Here is a 16,260-nt window from a genome sequence, read left to right on the forward strand (position 1 = left end):
GGATAAGGGAGATGAGATGAAGCAGGCATTTCGAGTAGCGCTAGGTTTTTTAATTCTGTGGGCGTCCGTGCTGCACGCGGAAGTTCGCATTGAAATCACCCAAGGGGTCGACTCCGCTCGCCCGATTGGCGTGGTGCCGTTTAAGTGGGCGGGCCCAGGCACGCCGCCGGAAGATATCGGCAAGATTGTCGGCGCGGATCTGCGTAACAGCGGCAAATTCAACCCGATCGACGTGGCGCGCATGCCGCAGCAACCGACCTCCGCGTCTGAAGTGACGCCGGCGGCCTGGACTGCATTGGGCATCGACGCCGTGGTTGTCGGTCAGGTTCAACCTGGCGCCGACGGCAGCTACCTGATCTCCTACCAGCTGGTGGACACCTCGGGTTCGCCGGGCACCGTATTGGCGCAGAACCAGTATAAAGTGACCAAACAGTGGTTGCGTTATTCTGCCCATACCGCCAGCGACGAAGTGTTCGAAAAGCTGACCGGCATCAAGGGCGCGTTCCGTACCCGTATCGCCTACGTCGTGCAGACCAACGGCGGGAAATTCCCGTATGAGCTGCGCGTAGCGGATTACGACGGTTACAACCAGTTCACGGTGCACCGTTCGCCTGAGCCGCTGATGTCGCCGGCCTGGTCGCCGGACGGCAGCAAACTGGCTTACGTGACCTTCGAGAGCGGCCGTTCCGCGCTGGTGGTGCAAACCCTGGCTAACGGCGCAATCCGCCAGATCGCCTCGTTCCCGCGCCACAACGGTGCGCCGGCGTTCTCGCCGGACGGCAGCAAGCTGGCCTTCGCGCTGTCCAAGAGCGGGAGCCTGAACCTGTACGTGATGAACCTCGGCTCCGGCCAGATCACGCAGCTGACCGATGGTCGCAACAACAACACCGAACCGACCTGGTTCCCGGATGGCCAGTCGCTGGCGTTTACTTCCGACCAGGGCGGGCGTCCGCAGATTTATAAAATCAGCGCCAGCGGCGGTGCCGCACAGCGTCTGACGTGGGAAGGCTCTCAGAACCAGGATTCTGAAGTCAGCTCCGACGGTAAATTCCTGGTGATGGTGAGCACCAACAGTGGTGCACAACACATCGCCAAACAAGATCTTGGATCGGGCGCCGTTCAGGTTTTGACCGGCACCTTCCTGGATGAAACGCCTAGTATTGCGCCAAACGGCACCATGGTGATCTATAGCTCCACGCAAGGTATGGGCTCCGTGCTGCAGTTGGTGTCAACTGATGGGCGTTTCAAAGCGCGTCTTCCGGCAACTGATGGACAGGTCAAATTCCCTGCCTGGTCGCCGTATCTGTGATGCATGTGTAAATATGTATGGCAAACTATAAAAGGATCAAAGAAATGCAACTGAACAAAGTGCTGAAAGGGCTTCTGCTGGCACTGCCAGTTCTGGCTGTAGCAGCTTGTAGTTCTAACAAAAGCGCGAACAACGACCAATCTGGTATGGGCGCTGGCACTGGTATGGAAAACGGCAGCAGCAACCTGTCTTCCGAAGAACAAGCTCGTCTGCAGATGCAAGAACTGCAGAAGAACAACATCGTTTACTTCGGCCTGGACAAGTATGACGTTAGCTCCGAATTCGCTCAGATGCTGGACGCGCACGCTGCATTCCTGCGTAACAACCCGTCTTACAAAGTGACCGTTGAAGGCCACGCTGACGAACGCGGCACGCCGGAATACAACATCGCTCTGGGTGAGCGCCGTGCTAACGCCGTTAAAATGTACCTGCAGGGTAAAGGCGTTTCCGCTGACCAGATCTCTATCGTTTCTTACGGTAAAGAAAAACCAGCAGTACTGGGCCACGACGAAGCGGCTTATGCTAAAAACCGTCGTGCCGTTCTGGTTTACTAAGAGAATCGCATGAACAGTAACTTCAGACGTCACCTGTTGAGTCTGTCGTTACTGGTTGGCGTAGCGGCCCCCTGGGCCGCTACTGCCCAAGCGCCAATCAGTAATGTCGGCTCCGGCTCGGTCGAAGACCGCGTCACCTCGCTTGAGCGCATCAGCAATGCTCAAGGCCAGCTTTTAAACCAACTCCAGCAACAACTCTCTGATAACCAACGCGACATTGATTCTCTCCGTGGGCAAATCCAGGAAAGTCAGTACCAGTTGAATCAGGTGGTTGAACGCCAGAAGCAAATCTATCAGCAGATGGATAGCCTCAGCCAGGGTGGCGCTCAGAGCGCCTCTGCGGCCGCGGGCGCTGCCGGTGGGGCAGCCGCAGGCGCATCTTCCGATGCGGGCAGCAGCGCGCCTGCAGCCGCGTCTGCAACGCCGAGCGGCGGTGATGAGAACAGCGACTACAACGCCGCTGTTTCTCTGGCGCTGGAAAAAAAACAGTATGACCAGGCGATTTCTGCCTTTCAGTCCTTCGTAAAACAGTACCCGAAGTCTACCTATCAGCCCAACGCCAACTATTGGCTGGGTCAGTTGTTCTACAACAAGGGTAAAAAAGATGATGCGGCCTACTATTTTGCGGTGGTGGTGAAGAATTACGCTAAATCACCGAAGGCGCCGGACGCCATGTACAAGGTGGGTATCATCATGCAGGAGAAAGGGCAGGCCGATAAAGCCAAAGCCGTGTTCCAGCAGGTGATTAAACAATACCCAACCAGTGCGGCGGCCAAACAGGCGAAAAGTCGCGTAGGCGGTTAACAGTCAGAAAAATGAGCCCAGAAGTTAGTCGATTTGACCGATTTCTGGGCTCATTCGCGTGAAGAACAAGCAGTTGAACGTATCAGTAAAAAATTTAGGTTGCGCTGCCAAGATAAATTAGTAATATATGCCGCCGTTGCCAAGACATCTTGCAAGATGTTAAAGCGGCAGGGAAATTGGGTCGTTAGCTCAGTTGGTAGAGCAGTTGACTTTTAATCAATTGGTCGCAGGTTCGAATCCTGCACGACCCACCAATTTCTGAAGTAGCAGTAACCACAACAGTGGGTGATTAGCTCAGTTGGTAGAGCATCTCCTTTACACGGAGGGGGTCGGCGGTTCGAGCCCGTCATCACCCACCACTGTTATGGGTCGTTAGCTCAGTTGGTAGAGCAGTTGACTTTTAATCAATTGGTCGCAGGTTCGAATCCTGCACGACCCACCATTCTTCGAGAATGGCTGCGATAGAGAATCGTAAAGGATGAGAACCGTAAAGGTTCGAGTCTCGCGTAGCGAGACAACATCACTCCGGTGATGGCCCGCAAGGGCGAGGCCAAAGGCCGAGTTATCCTGCACGACCCACCATTCTTTAAGAATGGCAGCTTCAGAATCGGTTTGATGTGGCAAAGTAAAGGTCCGAGTCGAGTACCCGTCGAGTTGTCCTGAACATCCCCATCCTTGTTTTCCGCGAGTCGGTTCCAATAACCTATTCGCCATCAGCAGTAAACCACATCAGTGGGTCGTTAGCTCAGTTGGTAGAGCAGTTGACTTTTAATCAATTGGTCGCAGGTTCGAATCCTGCACGACCCACCACTCTTTAATAGAGCAAGGTGTTAAATCGTCAGGATGAGAACCGTAAAGGTTCGAGTCTCGCAAAGCGAGACAACATCACTCAGGTGATGGCCCGAAGGGCGAGGCCAAAGGCCGAGTTATCCTGCACGACCCACCACTCTTTAATAGAGCAAGGTGTTAAAAATAGCAGTACCACAGCAGTGGGTGATTAGCTCAGTTGGTAGAGCATCTCCTTTACACGGAGGGGGTCGGCGGTTCGAGCCCGTCATCACCCACCACACTGCGGGTCGTTAGCTCAGTTGGTAGAGCAGTTGACTTTTAATCAATTGGTCGCAGGTTCGAATCCTGCACGACCCACCAATTCAGAAAAAAGCGCCTTTTGGCGCTTTTTTCGTTTTTGTAACATCCAAACCTGACCTCATCTTCTCGCTAACATAGTTCACCGAGTCGTGCGGGTGAGATCCTGCGTTCAGGTTCGAGCATCGCGCAGCGATACGACAACGCGCAGCGTTGCCCGCAGGGTGAGGCCACAGGCCGAATCAATCCTGCACGACCCACCAATTCAGAAAAAAGCGCCTTTTGGCGCTTTTTTCGCATCTGCGTCATCGCAATCTAAATCCGCTGCTTTCTCGTTTCAATACCACACCGATCGTCATCCCGCTCTTTTCTGAACGGCTATACGTTCTCGCCAGGCTGTTAATTCGCTGTGAACTGCGCGGTAACGCCTGTTTTTTTAATTCATTAAACAATAGGTGCGCAAATATGAAAATATCAGCGGACTTTTCGCGCAGTTTTAGGTATTTTGTTTAGTATATAAAACGAAGGGCGTTGCGGCAGGCGATATTCACGCGGCAGGCGCCCAGCCTAGCATGAGATTGCAGCGATGAGTGAAATGTTTGATGTCAATGCGGCGGTGTATCCCTTCCCGCCTAAACCGGTACCGCTGGACGTAGCCGAAAAAGCCTTTTATCGCGAGAAGATCAAAACCCTGCTCAAGCAGCGCAATGCGGTGATGGTCGCCCACTATTATACCGATCCGGAAATTCAGGCGCTGGCGGAAGAAACCGGCGGCTGCGTGGCGGATTCGCTGGAAATGGCGCGCTTCGGCAGCGCTCATCCGGCTTCTACACTGTTGGTGGCCGGCGTGCGTTTCATGGGGGAAACCGCCAAAATCCTCAGCCCGGAAAAGCAGGTGCTGATGCCGACGCTGTTTGCCGAATGTTCGCTGGATCTAGGCTGCCCGGAAGAGGAGTTTCAGGCGTTTTGCGACAGCCATCCCGATCGTACCGTGGTGGTCTATGCGAACACCTCGGCGGCGGTTAAAGCGCGCGCCGACTGGGTCGTCACTTCCAGCATCGCCGTTGAGCTGATCGAACACCTGGACAGCCTGGGCGAGAAGATCATTTGGGCGCCGGATCGCCATCTCGGCAGCTACGTGCAAAAGCAGACCGGTGCCGACGTGCTGTGCTGGCAAGGCGCCTGCATTGTGCATGACGAGTTCAAGACCCAGGCGCTGCGGCGTATGAAGGCGCTTTATCCGCAGGCGGCGATCCTGGTACATCCCGAATCGCCTCAGGCGGTGGTCGAGCTGGCGGATGCGGTGGGGTCTACCAGCCAACTGATTCAGGCGGCGAAAACATTGCCGCATCAACAGCTGATTGTCGCCACCGATCGCGGTATCTTTTACAAGATGCAGCAGGCCTGCCCGGACAAGGAGTTGTTCGAAGCACCGACCGCCGGAGAAGGGGCGACCTGCCGCAGCTGCGCGCATTGCCCGTGGATGGCGATGAATGGCCTGAAGGCAATTGCCGAAGGGCTGGAGCAAGGGGGCGCGCAGCATGAGATCCACGTGGACGCCGCGCTGCGTGAGAAGGCACTGGTGCCGCTGAATCGCATGCTGGATTTCGCCGCTCAGCTTAAGATGCAGGTTAAAGGCAACGCTTAACCGTTTAAAAGGATGACCTCATGAGCTTCTTCAGTACCAGCAATATTCTGGTGCACATTCCGCTGGGCGCAGGCGGTTACGATCTGTCGTGGATCGAAGCTATCGGCACATTGTTCGGGTTGCTGTGCATCTGGTATGCCAGCAAGGAAAAAATCATCAACTACCTGTTCGGCCTGATCAACGTCACGCTGTTCGCGGTGATTTTCTTCCAGATCCAGCTGTACGCCAGCCTGCTGCTGCAGCTGTTCTTCTTCGGTGCCAACATTTACGGTTGGTATGCCTGGAGCCGCCAGACCCAGGATAATCAGGCTGAGCTGCAGATCCGCTGGCTGCCGCTGCCGAAAGCGTTGGCCTGGGCGGCGGTCTGCGTCATCGGCATCGGCCTGATGACCTTTAACATCGACCGCGTGTTCGCCTGGCTGACGCAGGTTGCGGTGGCGGTGATGCAAGGGCTGGGGCTGAACGTGCAGATGCCTGAGCTGCAGCCGGACGCGTTCCCGTTTTGGGATTCGGCGATGATGGTGCTCTCCATCGTGGCGATGATCCTGATGACGCGCAAGTACGTGGAAAACTGGCTGCTGTGGGTGGTTATTGATGTCATCAGCGTGGCGATCTTCGCCTACCAAGGGGTGTACGCGATGGCGCTGGAGTACGTCATTCTGACGCTGATCGCCCTGAACGGCTCCTGGCTGTGGATCAAGAGCGCCGGGCGCAACCATTCCAATCCGTTATCTTCCGCTCCGTAACAACGCAGAGGGCGCCGTGGTGGCGCCCTCTTGGCTTAGTGGCGATGTCCCAGATGGGAATGCGCTTCGGCATGTGAGTGTTCACTCGGCTCCGGCGCCCGGTTGATACCGCAGTCCGGCGTCTCGCAGTGCTGGTACTCCATCTGAATGGTCACGTGGCCAATTTTGTAGTGTTCCAACAGATAAGCCTGAATGCGTTGCAACAGCCCATCGTGGTCATGCGGCGGGATCACCTGCGCATGCAGCGTCATCAGCTTCTGGTCGCCAATCTGCCAGACGTGTACGTGGTGGATATTGCGCACTTCCGGGATGTTCAGGCACAGGTCTTTTTGCAGCTTGGCGATGTCGACCTCCTGCGGCGTGCCTTCCAGCAGCTCGTGGAAGCTCTCCTTCAGCAGCCGCCAGGCGCTGCGCAGCACCAGGCAGGAGACCAGCACCGACAGGATCGGGTCAATCGGCGTCCAGCCGGTGGCGAGAATGACGATGGCGGCGACGATGGCGCCCACCGAGCCGAGCAGGTCGCCCAACACATGCAGCGCGGCCGCCCTCACGTTGATATTTTTCTCTTCGCTGCCGCGATGCAGCAGCCAGAAGGCGAACAGGTTCGCCAGCAGCCCCGCTATGGCGATGATCAGCATCGGAGTACCCATCACCGGCTGTGGTTCGAAGAAACGCCGTATCGCCTCCCACAGGATGAATACCACGATCACCAGCAGCGCCGCGGCGTTGAGGAAAGCCGCCAGGGTAGTGAGGCGCAGATAGCCGAAGGTATGGCGCGCGTTGGGCTTGCGCTGGGAGAAATGTACCGCCATCAGCGCCACCAGTAGCGCAGCGGCATCGGTCAGCATGTGGCCGGCATCGGCTAACAGCGCCAGCGAGCCGGACAACAGGCCGCCGACCACCTCGGCCACCATAAAGACCGCGGTGACTAAAAAAGCGGTCAGTAGGCGTTTACTATTACTGTCTTTCGGCAGGTGTACGTGTGGAGTGTCCGACATTATTCATCCTTATGCATAAAAGAGGGGGCGGCGGCGAGCAGAGCGTCCAGCTCCGACACTATCCGCGCCACTGACGCCTTTAATTTAGTATAAGCGGCGGCGGCAAGCTCGCCCCGACGTGCGGTATCCACCAGCTGCTGGCACAGCTGCGCGGTTTCCGGCAGCTGCAGCATCAGCAGGCTGCCCTTGATGCGGTGCGCCGCCTGCTCCAGGCGCGGCCAGTCGTTCGCATCGACGGCGTCCGCGAGTCGCTGCCGGTCTTGCCGCAGCGTATCGCCGAGCGTCTGCGCCAGCCGCTGCAGCATGGCGCGATCGCCACCTGCCATTTCGGCCAGCGTTTGTCGCAGGTCAGTAAGGACTGACTTTTCTTCCTGAGCCTGCGGCTGTTGAGCCAATACCTGGCCGATCGCCGCCAGTGAAATCGGTTTGGTCAGGAAGTGGTCGATCGCCACCAGCCCTGGCGGGATGCGGGTAAACTCCTGCACGTCTGCCGAGCAGAGCACGATGCGGCAAGGCGGGCGCTGCAGCCGCTGTTCGTCGCGTCGGATCAGTCTGGCCAGCGTCAGGCCGTCCGGGCGCGGCATGTTATAGTCGATAAACAGCAGATCGAACGGCTGCCGGCGCTGGGCCTTCAGCAGCGCATAGCCTTGTTCGAAGCGGGCCGGCTGTAATCCGAAGTGGCGCAGCTGGCGTTCCATCAGCAACAGATTGGTGGGATGATCGTCGATCAGCGCGGTACGTAAGGCGGAAGACGGCAGATCAAAAGTGCGCTCTGCCGGGGCGACAGCCGGCAGCGCGCCGCTCAGCTCGACCGGTATCGCGACCTTGACACGGGTACCGACGCCCGGCTGCGAGTGCAGTTCGATGCGGCCGCCCATCTGTTCGACGATTTCTTTGCAGATCGACAGCCCCAAACCGGTGCCCTGCACCGAGATGCGTTGCGCGCCGCGTGCACGGTAAAACGGTTGGAACAACTTGCCTATTTCATCGGCGGCGATGCCGCAGCCGCTGTCGTTTACCGTTAACTGCAACTCTCCCTGCCGTTCATCCTGCGCGCGCCAGCCGACCTCGACCTGAATAGCGCCGCGTGGCGTGAACTTTATCGCGTTGTTTATCAAGTTATTAGCCACCTGAAGTAAACGCTCACCATCAATAATCACCCCCTCCGGCAGCGCCGGATCCGCCACTACGCTCAGCGTCAACGGCCGTTCGCCGATCAGCGGCCGGTAGAGGGCGTCGATGCGCGCGACCCAGGGGCGCAGCGCCACCGGTTTCGGCGCCAGCGTCAGCGAACCGGTTTCCAGCCGAGCGTGATCCTGCAGGTCGTTGAGCAGGTTGAGCAGCGAAGAGGCCGAGCTGTATATCACCGGCAGGCCTTCCTGCGCGGGTTGGCGTTTGAGCTCCAGTTCCAGCAGGCCGAGGATGGCGTGCATCGGCGTGCGCAACTCGTGGCTGACGGTGGCGAGGAATTTGCTCTTCATGCGGTTTTCCGCTTCGGCGCGGCGGCGCGCCTGCTCGAGCTCTTCGCGTTCGCGTTTTTCACGGCGCTGCAGCATGAAACGGCGCAGCGTCAGCGCCAACAGCAGCACGGTGGCGGCGGCCAGCAGCGCCAGCAGCCAGGTAGTCTGCGGTGGCATGCGGTTATCGTTCACCGCATCGATCAGGTTGCTGCGATCGACGATCCACTCGTCGCGCAGCGATTGCAGGGTGTCCGCCGGGATCTGCATCAGGTTCTTATCGAGGATTGCCAGTAGCAGCGTCTGATCGCGACGCACGCCGAAGGCCACCGGATAGGGGATATTGTTGGCGGCGAAGGCCAGTTTGATGGCGCCGGAATAGCGCGACAGCGCCAAAAAGTTGGCGGAAATGACGTTATCCACCAGCGCATCCAACTGGCCGTTGGCCAGCGCGTCGTACATCGACTTGCTGTCGGCGAAGCTGACGGTCTGCTCCTGTTCCGGTACCAGCCCCCGCGCCAAATCGCCCTGCAGCACGCCGATACGCTTACCGGCCAAATCGCTCCAGGTTGAGATGCCGTTGGCGTATTGGCCGACGTAAACGCCCCACAGCGAACGGTGGATCGGCATGCTGGCACCGTAGCGCGCCTTGACGCCGCGCGCCAGCGGCAGGGCGGCGCGGAAGCTGGCCTGGCCGGACTGCACCAGCTCATCGGCCTGCTCGGCGTTGCGCGCCCACAGTGGCGCGAAACGCAGCCCGGTGTTTTGCGCGATGATGTTGAGAATGTCGATGGCGTAGCCACGCGGCTGGCCGTCGGAGCCGCGGTAGGCGAACGGGAAGTTGTTCTCGATGGCGGCGTAGTAAACCACGCGGTGGCTCGCCACCCAGTTTTTCTCCATCGCCGTCAGATCGGCATTGCCGGTGTCGAGGTAGCTGGGGATCTTTTTGCTCCAGCGGCTCTGCAGGGCATTCATCAGCTCCATCGGCGCGTCGGCGATGGCGGTGTCCAGCGTGTCTATCAGGCGCGGATCGGCGGCGGCGAACACGAAGGAGAGGTTGCCCAGGTTCTCGTTGCTTTCAATCTGATAGAGCTGGCCGAGCTGCAGCTGGTCGATGATAAAGCTGGCGCTGGCCTCGTCGGCGATAAAGTAGTCGCTGCTGCCGTTGAGCAGCGAATAGACCGCCTGCAGGTTGTTGTCGTAGCGCTGGATCTGCGATGCCACCGCCTGCAGGGCGCCGCCGGACTGCATGTCGGTCAGCGCGCCGATCGCGACGCGGGCGTTGGCGGAATTGAGCATCACCGGCCGATCGTTGCTGCGATCGCGCAATACGCGCAGATTGCTGACGTAGTAGGGCTGAGAGATCTCCAGCCCGTGCAGCGCTTCACTCTGCGGGATGCCGTACAGCAGATCGACCTTGCCGTCGTACAGCGCCTGCTCCAGCTGCGTCAGGTCGGCGAAGCCGTAAATGGCGAAGCGGATGCCGGTCACCTGCTGAATATAGCCGAGGTAGTCGGCGTTCAGCCCATACAGATCGTCGTCCACGATGATGTTGTATGGGCTGGTGTTCTCACTGATGATGCCGACGCGCAGCGTGCGATCGCGCCAGGGATTTTTCTCGCCGACGATCAGCATGTTCTCGGGGGTATTCAGGTTGCTGACCAACTGATAGCGCACCGGCTCCGCCGCCTGCGCCAGGCCGCACCACAGGATCAGCAGCAGCAGGGCGCGGCGCATCATGGCGCCAGCTCTTTAAACACCGCCACCAGCTCCAGCAGGTTGCCGGCGCCGGTTTTACGCTGGATGTTTTTTTTGTGCGTGCTGACGGTCTTGTTGCTGATGTGCAGCCGGTCGGCGATCTGCAGGTTGGACAGCCCCTGGCTCAGCAAGCCCAGCACCTCGAGCTCCTTGGGGGTGAGCTGCCCGCCGTCCGCCGTCGGTGGCTCTTCGGCCAGCGCGGCGGCGGGGAAGCGGGTTTCACCGTCCAGCACCTGCTCGATCGCCTGCACCAACTCCGCCAGCGAGCTGCCTTTATTGACGAAACCGTCGGCGCCGGCGGCATGCGCCATGCGCGCATAGACATCGGCTTCCTGCGCGGTATAGATCAGGATTTTTTGTTGCGGATAGCGGCGGCGGATTTTTTTCAACAGCTGCAGCCCGTCGGCCTGCGGCAGGCCGATATCCAGGATCACCAGGCCAAAAGCGGCCTCGGCCAGCAGGGCCAGCGCCTGTACGTCATCCTGTGCCGCCTGCAGGCGGTAGGGGCGGGATGATTTCATTAGCGCCGCTTCCAGTGCGACATGAACCACCGGGTGGTCATCAACTAATAGCAGAGAGGGCATGTTCAACTCGGGTCACTTTATATTCTGATCGCTAGCATAGCGAAAAAGGAGGCTCTGCGCTCGCCAGATGAAACAGCACAATCTGCTGTTAATTTGGCGGTTCCAGCGGTGGGGGGCAAAGGTGATTTACAGCGCCATTCTCACAGGCTAGATTGTTGGGATCTACACCGTTACGCACTGCGAAATACCCCACGATACCGAATGGAAAAGCTATGAATTACCAAAACGACGATTTACGCATTAATGATATTAAGGAACTCCTGCCGCCGGTGGCTCTGCTGGAGAAATTCCCGGCTACCGAACGCGCGGCAAAGACGGTGTCCCAGGCCCGCAGCGCAATTCACAATATCCTCCGCGGCAGCGACGATCGCCTGCTGGTGGTGATTGGCCCTTGCTCCATCCATGATACCCAAGCCGCCAAAGAGTACGCGGGGCGCCTGCTGGCGCTGCGTGAAGAACTGAGCGGCGAGCTGGAAGTGGTGATGCGCGTGTACTTCGAAAAACCGCGCACCACCGTGGGCTGGAAAGGCCTGATCAACGATCCGCAAATGGACAATAGCTTCAACATCAACGATGGTTTGCGACTGGCGCGCAAGCTGCTGGTGGAGATCAACGACAGCGGCCTGCCGGCCGCCGGCGAATTCCTCGACATGATCACGCCGCAGTACCTGGCGGATCTGATGAGCTGGGGTGCCATCGGCGCGCGCACCACGGAATCGCAGGTGCACCGTGAACTGGCTTCCGGCCTCTCTTGCCCGGTTGGCTTCAAGAATGGCACCGACGGCACCATCAAGGTGGCGATCGACGCCATCAACGCCGCCGGCGCGCCGCACTGCTTCCTCTCGGTGACCAAATGGGGCCACTCGGCGATCGTTAACACCAGCGGCAACGGTGACTGCCACATTATCCTGCGCGGCGGTAAAGAGCCAAACTACAGCGCGGCGCACGTGAAGGACGTCAAAGCCGGCCTGAGCAAAGCCGGGTTGCCGGCGCAGGTGATGATCGACTTCAGCCATGCCAACAGCAGCAAACAGTTCAAAAAGCAGATGGACGTGAGCGCCGATGTTTGCGGGCAAATTGGCGGCGGTGAAAAAGCGATTATCGGCGTGATGATCGAAAGCCATCTGGTGGAAGGCAACCAGAGCCTCGAAAGCGGCGAACCGCTGGTTTACGGCAAGAGCGTCACCGACGGCTGCATCGGCTGGCAGGATACCGAAACCGTGCTGCGCGATCTGGCGGCGGCGGTGAAAGCGCGCCGCGGTTAATCGCGTAAAGAAGGGCTCGCCAGCGGGCCCTTTTCTATTTATCTTAAATTTTTATATCTCCTGTCAATTTAAGGCCTACAGTTAATGGGCTTATTAAATCATTAAGCGACCGTCTTCGCATTATTCCTATTTAATAAAAGAATAATTGTCACCGCTCTCGGCATTGTGCTTATATAAGACGCTTTTTTATTCCACAAACTCCGCATGACGAATAAGCGGGGAGTGGTATGACCTATTCCTTTCAGGACGAAAGAATTATGACAAGTAATACCTCGCAGCCGCTGGGGCTGCACCGGATTAAATTCCATGGGAAAGGTGGTGAGTACTTCGCTATTTGGTTAGTCAACGCGTTATTGACGGCTCTGACCCTGGGCATCTATTCCGCCTGGGCGACGGTGCGTCGTCGTCGCTATTTTTACGGCAACACGGAATTGGATGGCGATCGTTTCGATTATCATGCACAACCGCTGCAAATTCTGAAAGGGCGGCTGTTGGTGATCGGCGGCATCATCGTGTTTTATATCTTGCTGGCGATAACGCCTCTGCTGGGGCTGCTGGCTTTGCTGGTGTTGCTTGCCCTGTTGCCGTGGATCGTTATCCGCAGCTGGCGTTACAATGCGATTATGTCGAGCTATCGCGGCGTGCGTTTTAATTATGTCTGCCGCACCGGGCGCGCCTATTGGGCTTTACTGTTCTGCCCGTTATTGCTGATTATCGGGCTGTATGTCGGTCTGATCGTCTTGCTCGGCATTGGCAGCGGTCTTGGCAGCATCAACGCTATTGCTTTTATGCTGGTGCTGACGCTGATTTTGGCCGTGCCGGCATTTGCGGCGGTAAACGGCATTATTAGCGCACTGCAGCATGACTTGTACGTTAATAACCTGTTTTTCGGGAAGACACCGTTTATTGCCGAACTGAAGAAATCGGCCTTTATCAAATTTGCCTTGGTTGGCCTGCTCATATTCCTGCCGTTCATGTTGGTCGCGCTGGTGTGCATCGGTTCGTTCTTCCTTACCCTCTATCAGATGGTGTTGATGGGCATGTTGACCAATGAAGCCATTGATGTGCTGGTGCTGGACAATATCAGCAGCCTGCTGCTGATGATGGTGGTGCTGCTGATCGGCGCCCTGGTGGCCAGCAGTTACCAGGTTGTCGCCCAACGCAACTACCTGTTTAACCAGGCAAGGCTGAACGGCGACATCAAGCTGCATTCCTCAATGAAAACGATGCCGTACATGGGATTGTTGATCACCAATACCCTGATTACCCTGTTCTCGCTCGGTTTGGCGGCGCCGGTGGCGGAAGTGCGCCATGCCCGTTATCTGGCGGCCTGCACGGCGGTTGAAGGCGATTTGGCGCTGCTGAACATTACTGCGCATCAGGAAACTGCCAACAGCGCGGTGGCCGAAGAAGCGGTGCAGGCGCTGGATCTGGGCGGCAGCTTCTGAGGCGCCGATGATCCTTGAAGGCGCTTATCAATTGCCGGGGCGGGCCGCACGTGAGGCGGCCCGTTTACTGGTGAACGAAAGCGGCGAAGGCGTGACGCTGCAGCGGCAGGATGAACAGCGTTACATCCCGCTGGCGGACATCACCGTTTCTGCCGCGCTGGGCAATATTCCGCTGACGCTCACCTTTAGCGACGGTGCGCGCTTTGTGCCGGATGACGATGCGGCCTTTCGCCGCTGGTTCTATCAGCGTCGTTCGCCGGGGTGGGTACATCGGCTGGAACGCCATAAACGCGGCGTTGCCCTGGCGCTGCTGATGACGCTGCTGGCGGTAGTGGCTTACGTTTACGTGGTGCTGCCGTGGGCGAGCAGCGAGATCGCCATGCGCATCCCCACCTCGGTGGAACAGACGCTGGGCGAGCATACACAGACGTTTTTGGACCAGAGCGGCTTCGCGCCCTCCGCACTCCCGGCCGAGCGGCAGCAGGCGTTGCAACAGCTGTTCCGGCAGGTGATGCCGCCTGAGATGCGCCAGGAGCGCACGCCGCTGTCGCTGAAGTTGATGGCGGTGCCCGGTGCGCCGAACGCCTTTATGTTGCCAGACGGCACGCTGGTGCTCAGCGATGAGCTGGTCACTTTGTCGAAAAACGACGATGGCTTGGCGGCGGTGATGCTGCACGAAATGGGGCATCACGCTTATCGTCATCCGATGCGCATGCTGGTGCGTTCGTCACTGGTGGCGTTGACGCTGATGTGGATGACGGGTGACGTCAGCGGCATCGGCGACACGTTGCTGCAGTCCGCGTCCTTCGTGAATGAGATGCAGTTTTCTCGCGGGATGGAGCGTGAGGCCGATGCGTTTGCGATAGCGGAAATGCAGCGCCAGGGGCGTTCGCTGGCGGAAATGGCGGCGATCTATCGCGCGTTGGCGCAGGCGCCTGAACGAGAAAAGACCGATGACTGGGCGCTGCCTGCCTGGCTCAGCACCCATCCGGCGATGCAGGAACGGCTGGACGCGGTGAACGAGGCGATGGCGCAGCAGCCGCGACAGTAATAAAAAAGCCCCCGGTGAAAACCGGGGGCTTTTTCGTTAACGGGCGAAATTACTTCGCTTTACCCTGGTTCGCCACGGCGGCCGCTTTTGCAGCGATTTCGTCGGCGTTACCCAGGTAGTAACGTTTGGTTGGCTTGAAGTTCTCATCGAACTCATACACCAACGGCACGCCGGTTGGGATGTTCAGTTCGAGGATTTCGTCTTCGCTCAGGTTATCCAGGTATTTCACCAGCGCGCGCAGCGAGTTGCCGTGCGCCGCAACGATCACGCGTTCGCCGCTCTTGATGCGTGGCAGGATCTCTTCGTCCCAGTAAGGGATAACGCGATCGATGGTCAGCGCCAGGCTCTCGGTCAGCGGCAGCTCTTGCTCGCTCAGCGAGGCGTAGCGCGGATCGTGGCCAGGGTAACGTTCGTCTTCTTTGGTCAGCTCCGGCGGGGTCACCGCGAAGCCGCGACGCCATTGTTTCACCTGCTCGTCGCCGTATTTTTCAGCGGTTTCGGCTTTGTTCAGACCCTGCAGCGCGCCGTAGTGACGTTCGTTCAGCTTCCAGGATTTTTCGGTTGGCAACCAGGCCTGATCCAGCTCGTCGAGGATGTTCCACAGGGTGTGGATCGCGCGCTTCAGTACGGAGGTGTAAGCGAAGTCGAAAGTGAAACCTTCTTCTTTCAACAGCTTGCCTGCTGCTTTCGCTTCGGTGCGGCCCTTGTCGGACAGATCAACATCATACCAACCGGTGAAGCGGTTTTCTTGGTTCCACTGGCTTTCGCCGTGACGCACCAGAACCAGCTTAGTTACAGCCATAGCTTAACTCCTTAATAATCTGACATTTCAATGATAACGAAAATCATTATATTGCCGCGGGCCGGGGCTCGGCAATCGATAGTGTCTAACCATAGCCAATTTCTTGCCGCAAAGTAAGGGCTGGCGAAAGGAAAAAGCTGAATCGTTCAGGCTGGCGCTGTGAGGGGGAAACGGCGCGCCGAAATCGCTCCGGGCGCGCCGTGGCGTGGGGGAAATCAGGCCGATTTTTTCAGGCAGTTGCTCATGAAGGTTTTACGCGCGTCGCCCTTCAGATCCTTGGTCTTGGCGTCGGCGTTGCAGCTTTTCATTTTCTGCTGCTGCGGCGTCAGGGTTTTGCCCGCCGCGGCGGAGCCTTCGGATTTCAGACAGGTGCTCATGAAGGTGGAGCGATCGGCGCCTTTCAGCGATTTGGTGGATGCCTGCTGGTTGCAATCGGTCATGCGTTTCTGTTGGGCGGCCTGCGCCGGAGAAGGCGTTTTCGTCGCCGTCGTCGCGTCGGCCGCCATCAGATTGGTGCTCAGCATTAAGCCCGCCAGCAATGGAAGTGCAGTAATCAGACGCATAGGTGTTCCTTCAGCTATTGATTGGCCGCCATCGGCCGAAAATGGTGACGTTGCACAAGGCGTTGTGCTTATCACGGTAGCCTGAGTGTAGTGCGCGCTTTGGAATAAGGGAAGGTGGGCGCCGGTAGGGGGATAGCGCTAAAAGGTAAGCATTTATAACAAATTGCCCCCGGCCGCACGGCGAGGG

Annotated in this window: 13 protein-coding genes, 6 tRNA genes and 3 other RNA genes; 17 read left to right on the plus strand and 5 right to left on the minus strand. The window is 58.2% G+C overall.

Annotation, left to right across the window (positions count from 1 at the left end):
- Nucleotides 1-16 precede the first annotated feature (16 nt).
- The 14 genes from tolB (at nt 17) to pnuC (ending at nt 6,147) form a co-directional block, all read left to right on the plus strand.
- On the plus strand, nt 17-1,309 hold the full coding sequence (tolB, locus tag ACJ8IL_RS04735) for a Tol-Pal system beta propeller repeat protein TolB (protein ID WP_004939856.1): 1,293 nt from the start codon (nt 17-19) through the stop codon (nt 1,307-1,309).
- A 44-nt stretch (nt 1,310-1,353) separates the two neighbouring features.
- Nucleotides 1,354-1,863, plus strand: a complete 510-nt coding sequence (pal, locus tag ACJ8IL_RS04740; protein WP_025160033.1) for a peptidoglycan-associated lipoprotein Pal — start codon at nt 1,354-1,356, stop codon at nt 1,861-1,863.
- A gap of 9 nt (nt 1,864-1,872) precedes the next feature.
- Nucleotides 1,873-2,667 (plus strand): cell division protein CpoB, encoded by a 795-nt coding sequence (gene cpoB / locus ACJ8IL_RS04745; RefSeq protein WP_004939852.1) that lies wholly within the window; start codon nt 1,873-1,875, stop codon nt 2,665-2,667.
- A gap of 178 nt (nt 2,668-2,845) precedes the next feature.
- Nucleotides 2,846-2,921: transfer RNA gene (locus tag ACJ8IL_RS04750), tRNA-Lys, on the plus strand.
- Nucleotides 2,922-2,950: 29 nt separating this feature from the next.
- Nucleotides 2,951-3,026 (plus strand) — tRNA-Val (locus tag ACJ8IL_RS04755).
- A 7-nt stretch (nt 3,027-3,033) separates the two neighbouring features.
- Nucleotides 3,034-3,109, plus strand: a tRNA-Lys gene (locus tag ACJ8IL_RS04760).
- A 15-nt stretch (nt 3,110-3,124) separates the two neighbouring features.
- Nucleotides 3,125-3,249: non-coding RNA, RtT sRNA (locus ACJ8IL_RS04765), on the plus strand.
- Nucleotides 3,250-3,401: 152 nt separating this feature from the next.
- Nucleotides 3,402-3,477: transfer RNA gene (locus tag ACJ8IL_RS04770), tRNA-Lys, on the plus strand.
- A 13-nt stretch (nt 3,478-3,490) separates the two neighbouring features.
- Nucleotides 3,491-3,613, plus strand: a non-coding RNA gene (locus tag ACJ8IL_RS04775) — RtT sRNA.
- 45 nt (nt 3,614-3,658) lie between these two features.
- Nucleotides 3,659-3,734 (plus strand) — tRNA-Val (locus tag ACJ8IL_RS04780).
- Nucleotides 3,735-3,740: 6 nt separating this feature from the next.
- Nucleotides 3,741-3,816: transfer RNA gene (locus ACJ8IL_RS04785), tRNA-Lys, on the plus strand.
- A 75-nt stretch (nt 3,817-3,891) separates the two neighbouring features.
- Nucleotides 3,892-4,016: non-coding RNA, RtT sRNA (locus ACJ8IL_RS04790), on the plus strand.
- A 323-nt stretch (nt 4,017-4,339) separates the two neighbouring features.
- Nucleotides 4,340-5,401, plus strand: a complete 1,062-nt coding sequence (gene nadA, locus ACJ8IL_RS04795) for a quinolinate synthase NadA (RefSeq protein ID WP_141970363.1) — start codon at nt 4,340-4,342, stop codon at nt 5,399-5,401.
- Between the two features lie 20 nt (nt 5,402-5,421).
- Nucleotides 5,422-6,147, plus strand: a complete 726-nt coding sequence (pnuC, locus tag ACJ8IL_RS04800) for a nicotinamide riboside transporter PnuC (RefSeq protein WP_164068765.1) — start codon at nt 5,422-5,424, stop codon at nt 6,145-6,147.
- A 35-nt stretch (nt 6,148-6,182) separates the two neighbouring features.
- Here the strand turns inward: pnuC and zitB are convergent, their stop codons facing one another.
- The 3 genes from zitB to ACJ8IL_RS04815 are packed head-to-tail and all read right to left on the minus strand — an operon-like array spanning nt 6,183 to nt 10,944.
- Nucleotides 6,183-7,145 carry a CDF family zinc transporter ZitB gene (gene zitB / locus ACJ8IL_RS04805; protein WP_025301890.1) on the minus strand — a complete coding sequence of 321 codons (963 nt, stop codon included), beginning with the start codon at nt 7,143-7,145 and terminating at the stop codon, nt 6,183-6,185.
- The gene (locus ACJ8IL_RS04810; protein WP_442516370.1) at nt 7,145-10,342 is read right to left on the minus strand and encodes an ATP-binding protein; all 3,198 of its coding nucleotides are present in this window, start codon (nt 10,340-10,342) and stop codon (nt 7,145-7,147) included. The genes zitB and ACJ8IL_RS04810 overlap by 1 nt, the downstream gene beginning before the upstream one ends.
- Nucleotides 10,339-10,944, minus strand: a complete 606-nt coding sequence (locus ACJ8IL_RS04815; protein ID WP_025301892.1) for a response regulator transcription factor — start codon at nt 10,942-10,944, stop codon at nt 10,339-10,341. Before ACJ8IL_RS04815 ends, ACJ8IL_RS04810 begins: the two co-directional genes overlap by 4 nt.
- Nucleotides 10,945-11,156: 212 nt before the next feature.
- Between ACJ8IL_RS04815 and aroG the strand changes: the two genes are divergently transcribed.
- From aroG to ACJ8IL_RS04830, 3 genes are all read left to right on the plus strand, one after another.
- Nucleotides 11,157-12,209 carry a 3-deoxy-7-phosphoheptulonate synthase AroG gene (gene aroG, locus ACJ8IL_RS04820; RefSeq protein WP_025301893.1) on the plus strand — a complete coding sequence of 351 codons (1,053 nt, stop codon included), beginning with the start codon at nt 11,157-11,159 and terminating at the stop codon, nt 12,207-12,209.
- A gap of 257 nt (nt 12,210-12,466) precedes the next feature.
- Nucleotides 12,467-13,657, plus strand: a complete 1,191-nt coding sequence (locus ACJ8IL_RS04825; RefSeq protein WP_025301894.1) for a YjgN family protein — start codon at nt 12,467-12,469, stop codon at nt 13,655-13,657.
- A 7-nt stretch (nt 13,658-13,664) separates the two neighbouring features.
- A complete protein-coding gene (locus ACJ8IL_RS04830; protein WP_173889690.1) occupies nt 13,665-14,708 on the plus strand; it encodes a M48 family metallopeptidase in 1,044 nt (347 codons plus the stop codon).
- Between the two features lie 49 nt (nt 14,709-14,757).
- Here the strand turns inward: ACJ8IL_RS04830 and gpmA are convergent, their stop codons facing one another.
- Together gpmA and ACJ8IL_RS04840 are read right to left on the minus strand one after the other, a co-directional pair.
- Complete coding sequence (gpmA, locus tag ACJ8IL_RS04835) at nt 14,758-15,510, minus strand: 2,3-diphosphoglycerate-dependent phosphoglycerate mutase (RefSeq protein ID WP_016928714.1); 753 nt, start codon at nt 15,508-15,510, stop codon at nt 14,758-14,760.
- Nucleotides 15,511-15,725: 215 nt separating this feature from the next.
- Complete coding sequence (locus ACJ8IL_RS04840; RefSeq protein WP_025301896.1) at nt 15,726-16,073, minus strand: PsiF family protein; 348 nt, start codon at nt 16,071-16,073, stop codon at nt 15,726-15,728.
- Between the last annotated feature and the right edge of the window lie 187 nt (nt 16,074-16,260).

It is taken from the genome of Serratia sp. CY47444 (assembly GCF_052168635.1).
Classification (GTDB): Bacteria; Pseudomonadota; Gammaproteobacteria; order Enterobacterales; family Enterobacteriaceae; genus Serratia; species Serratia bockelmannii.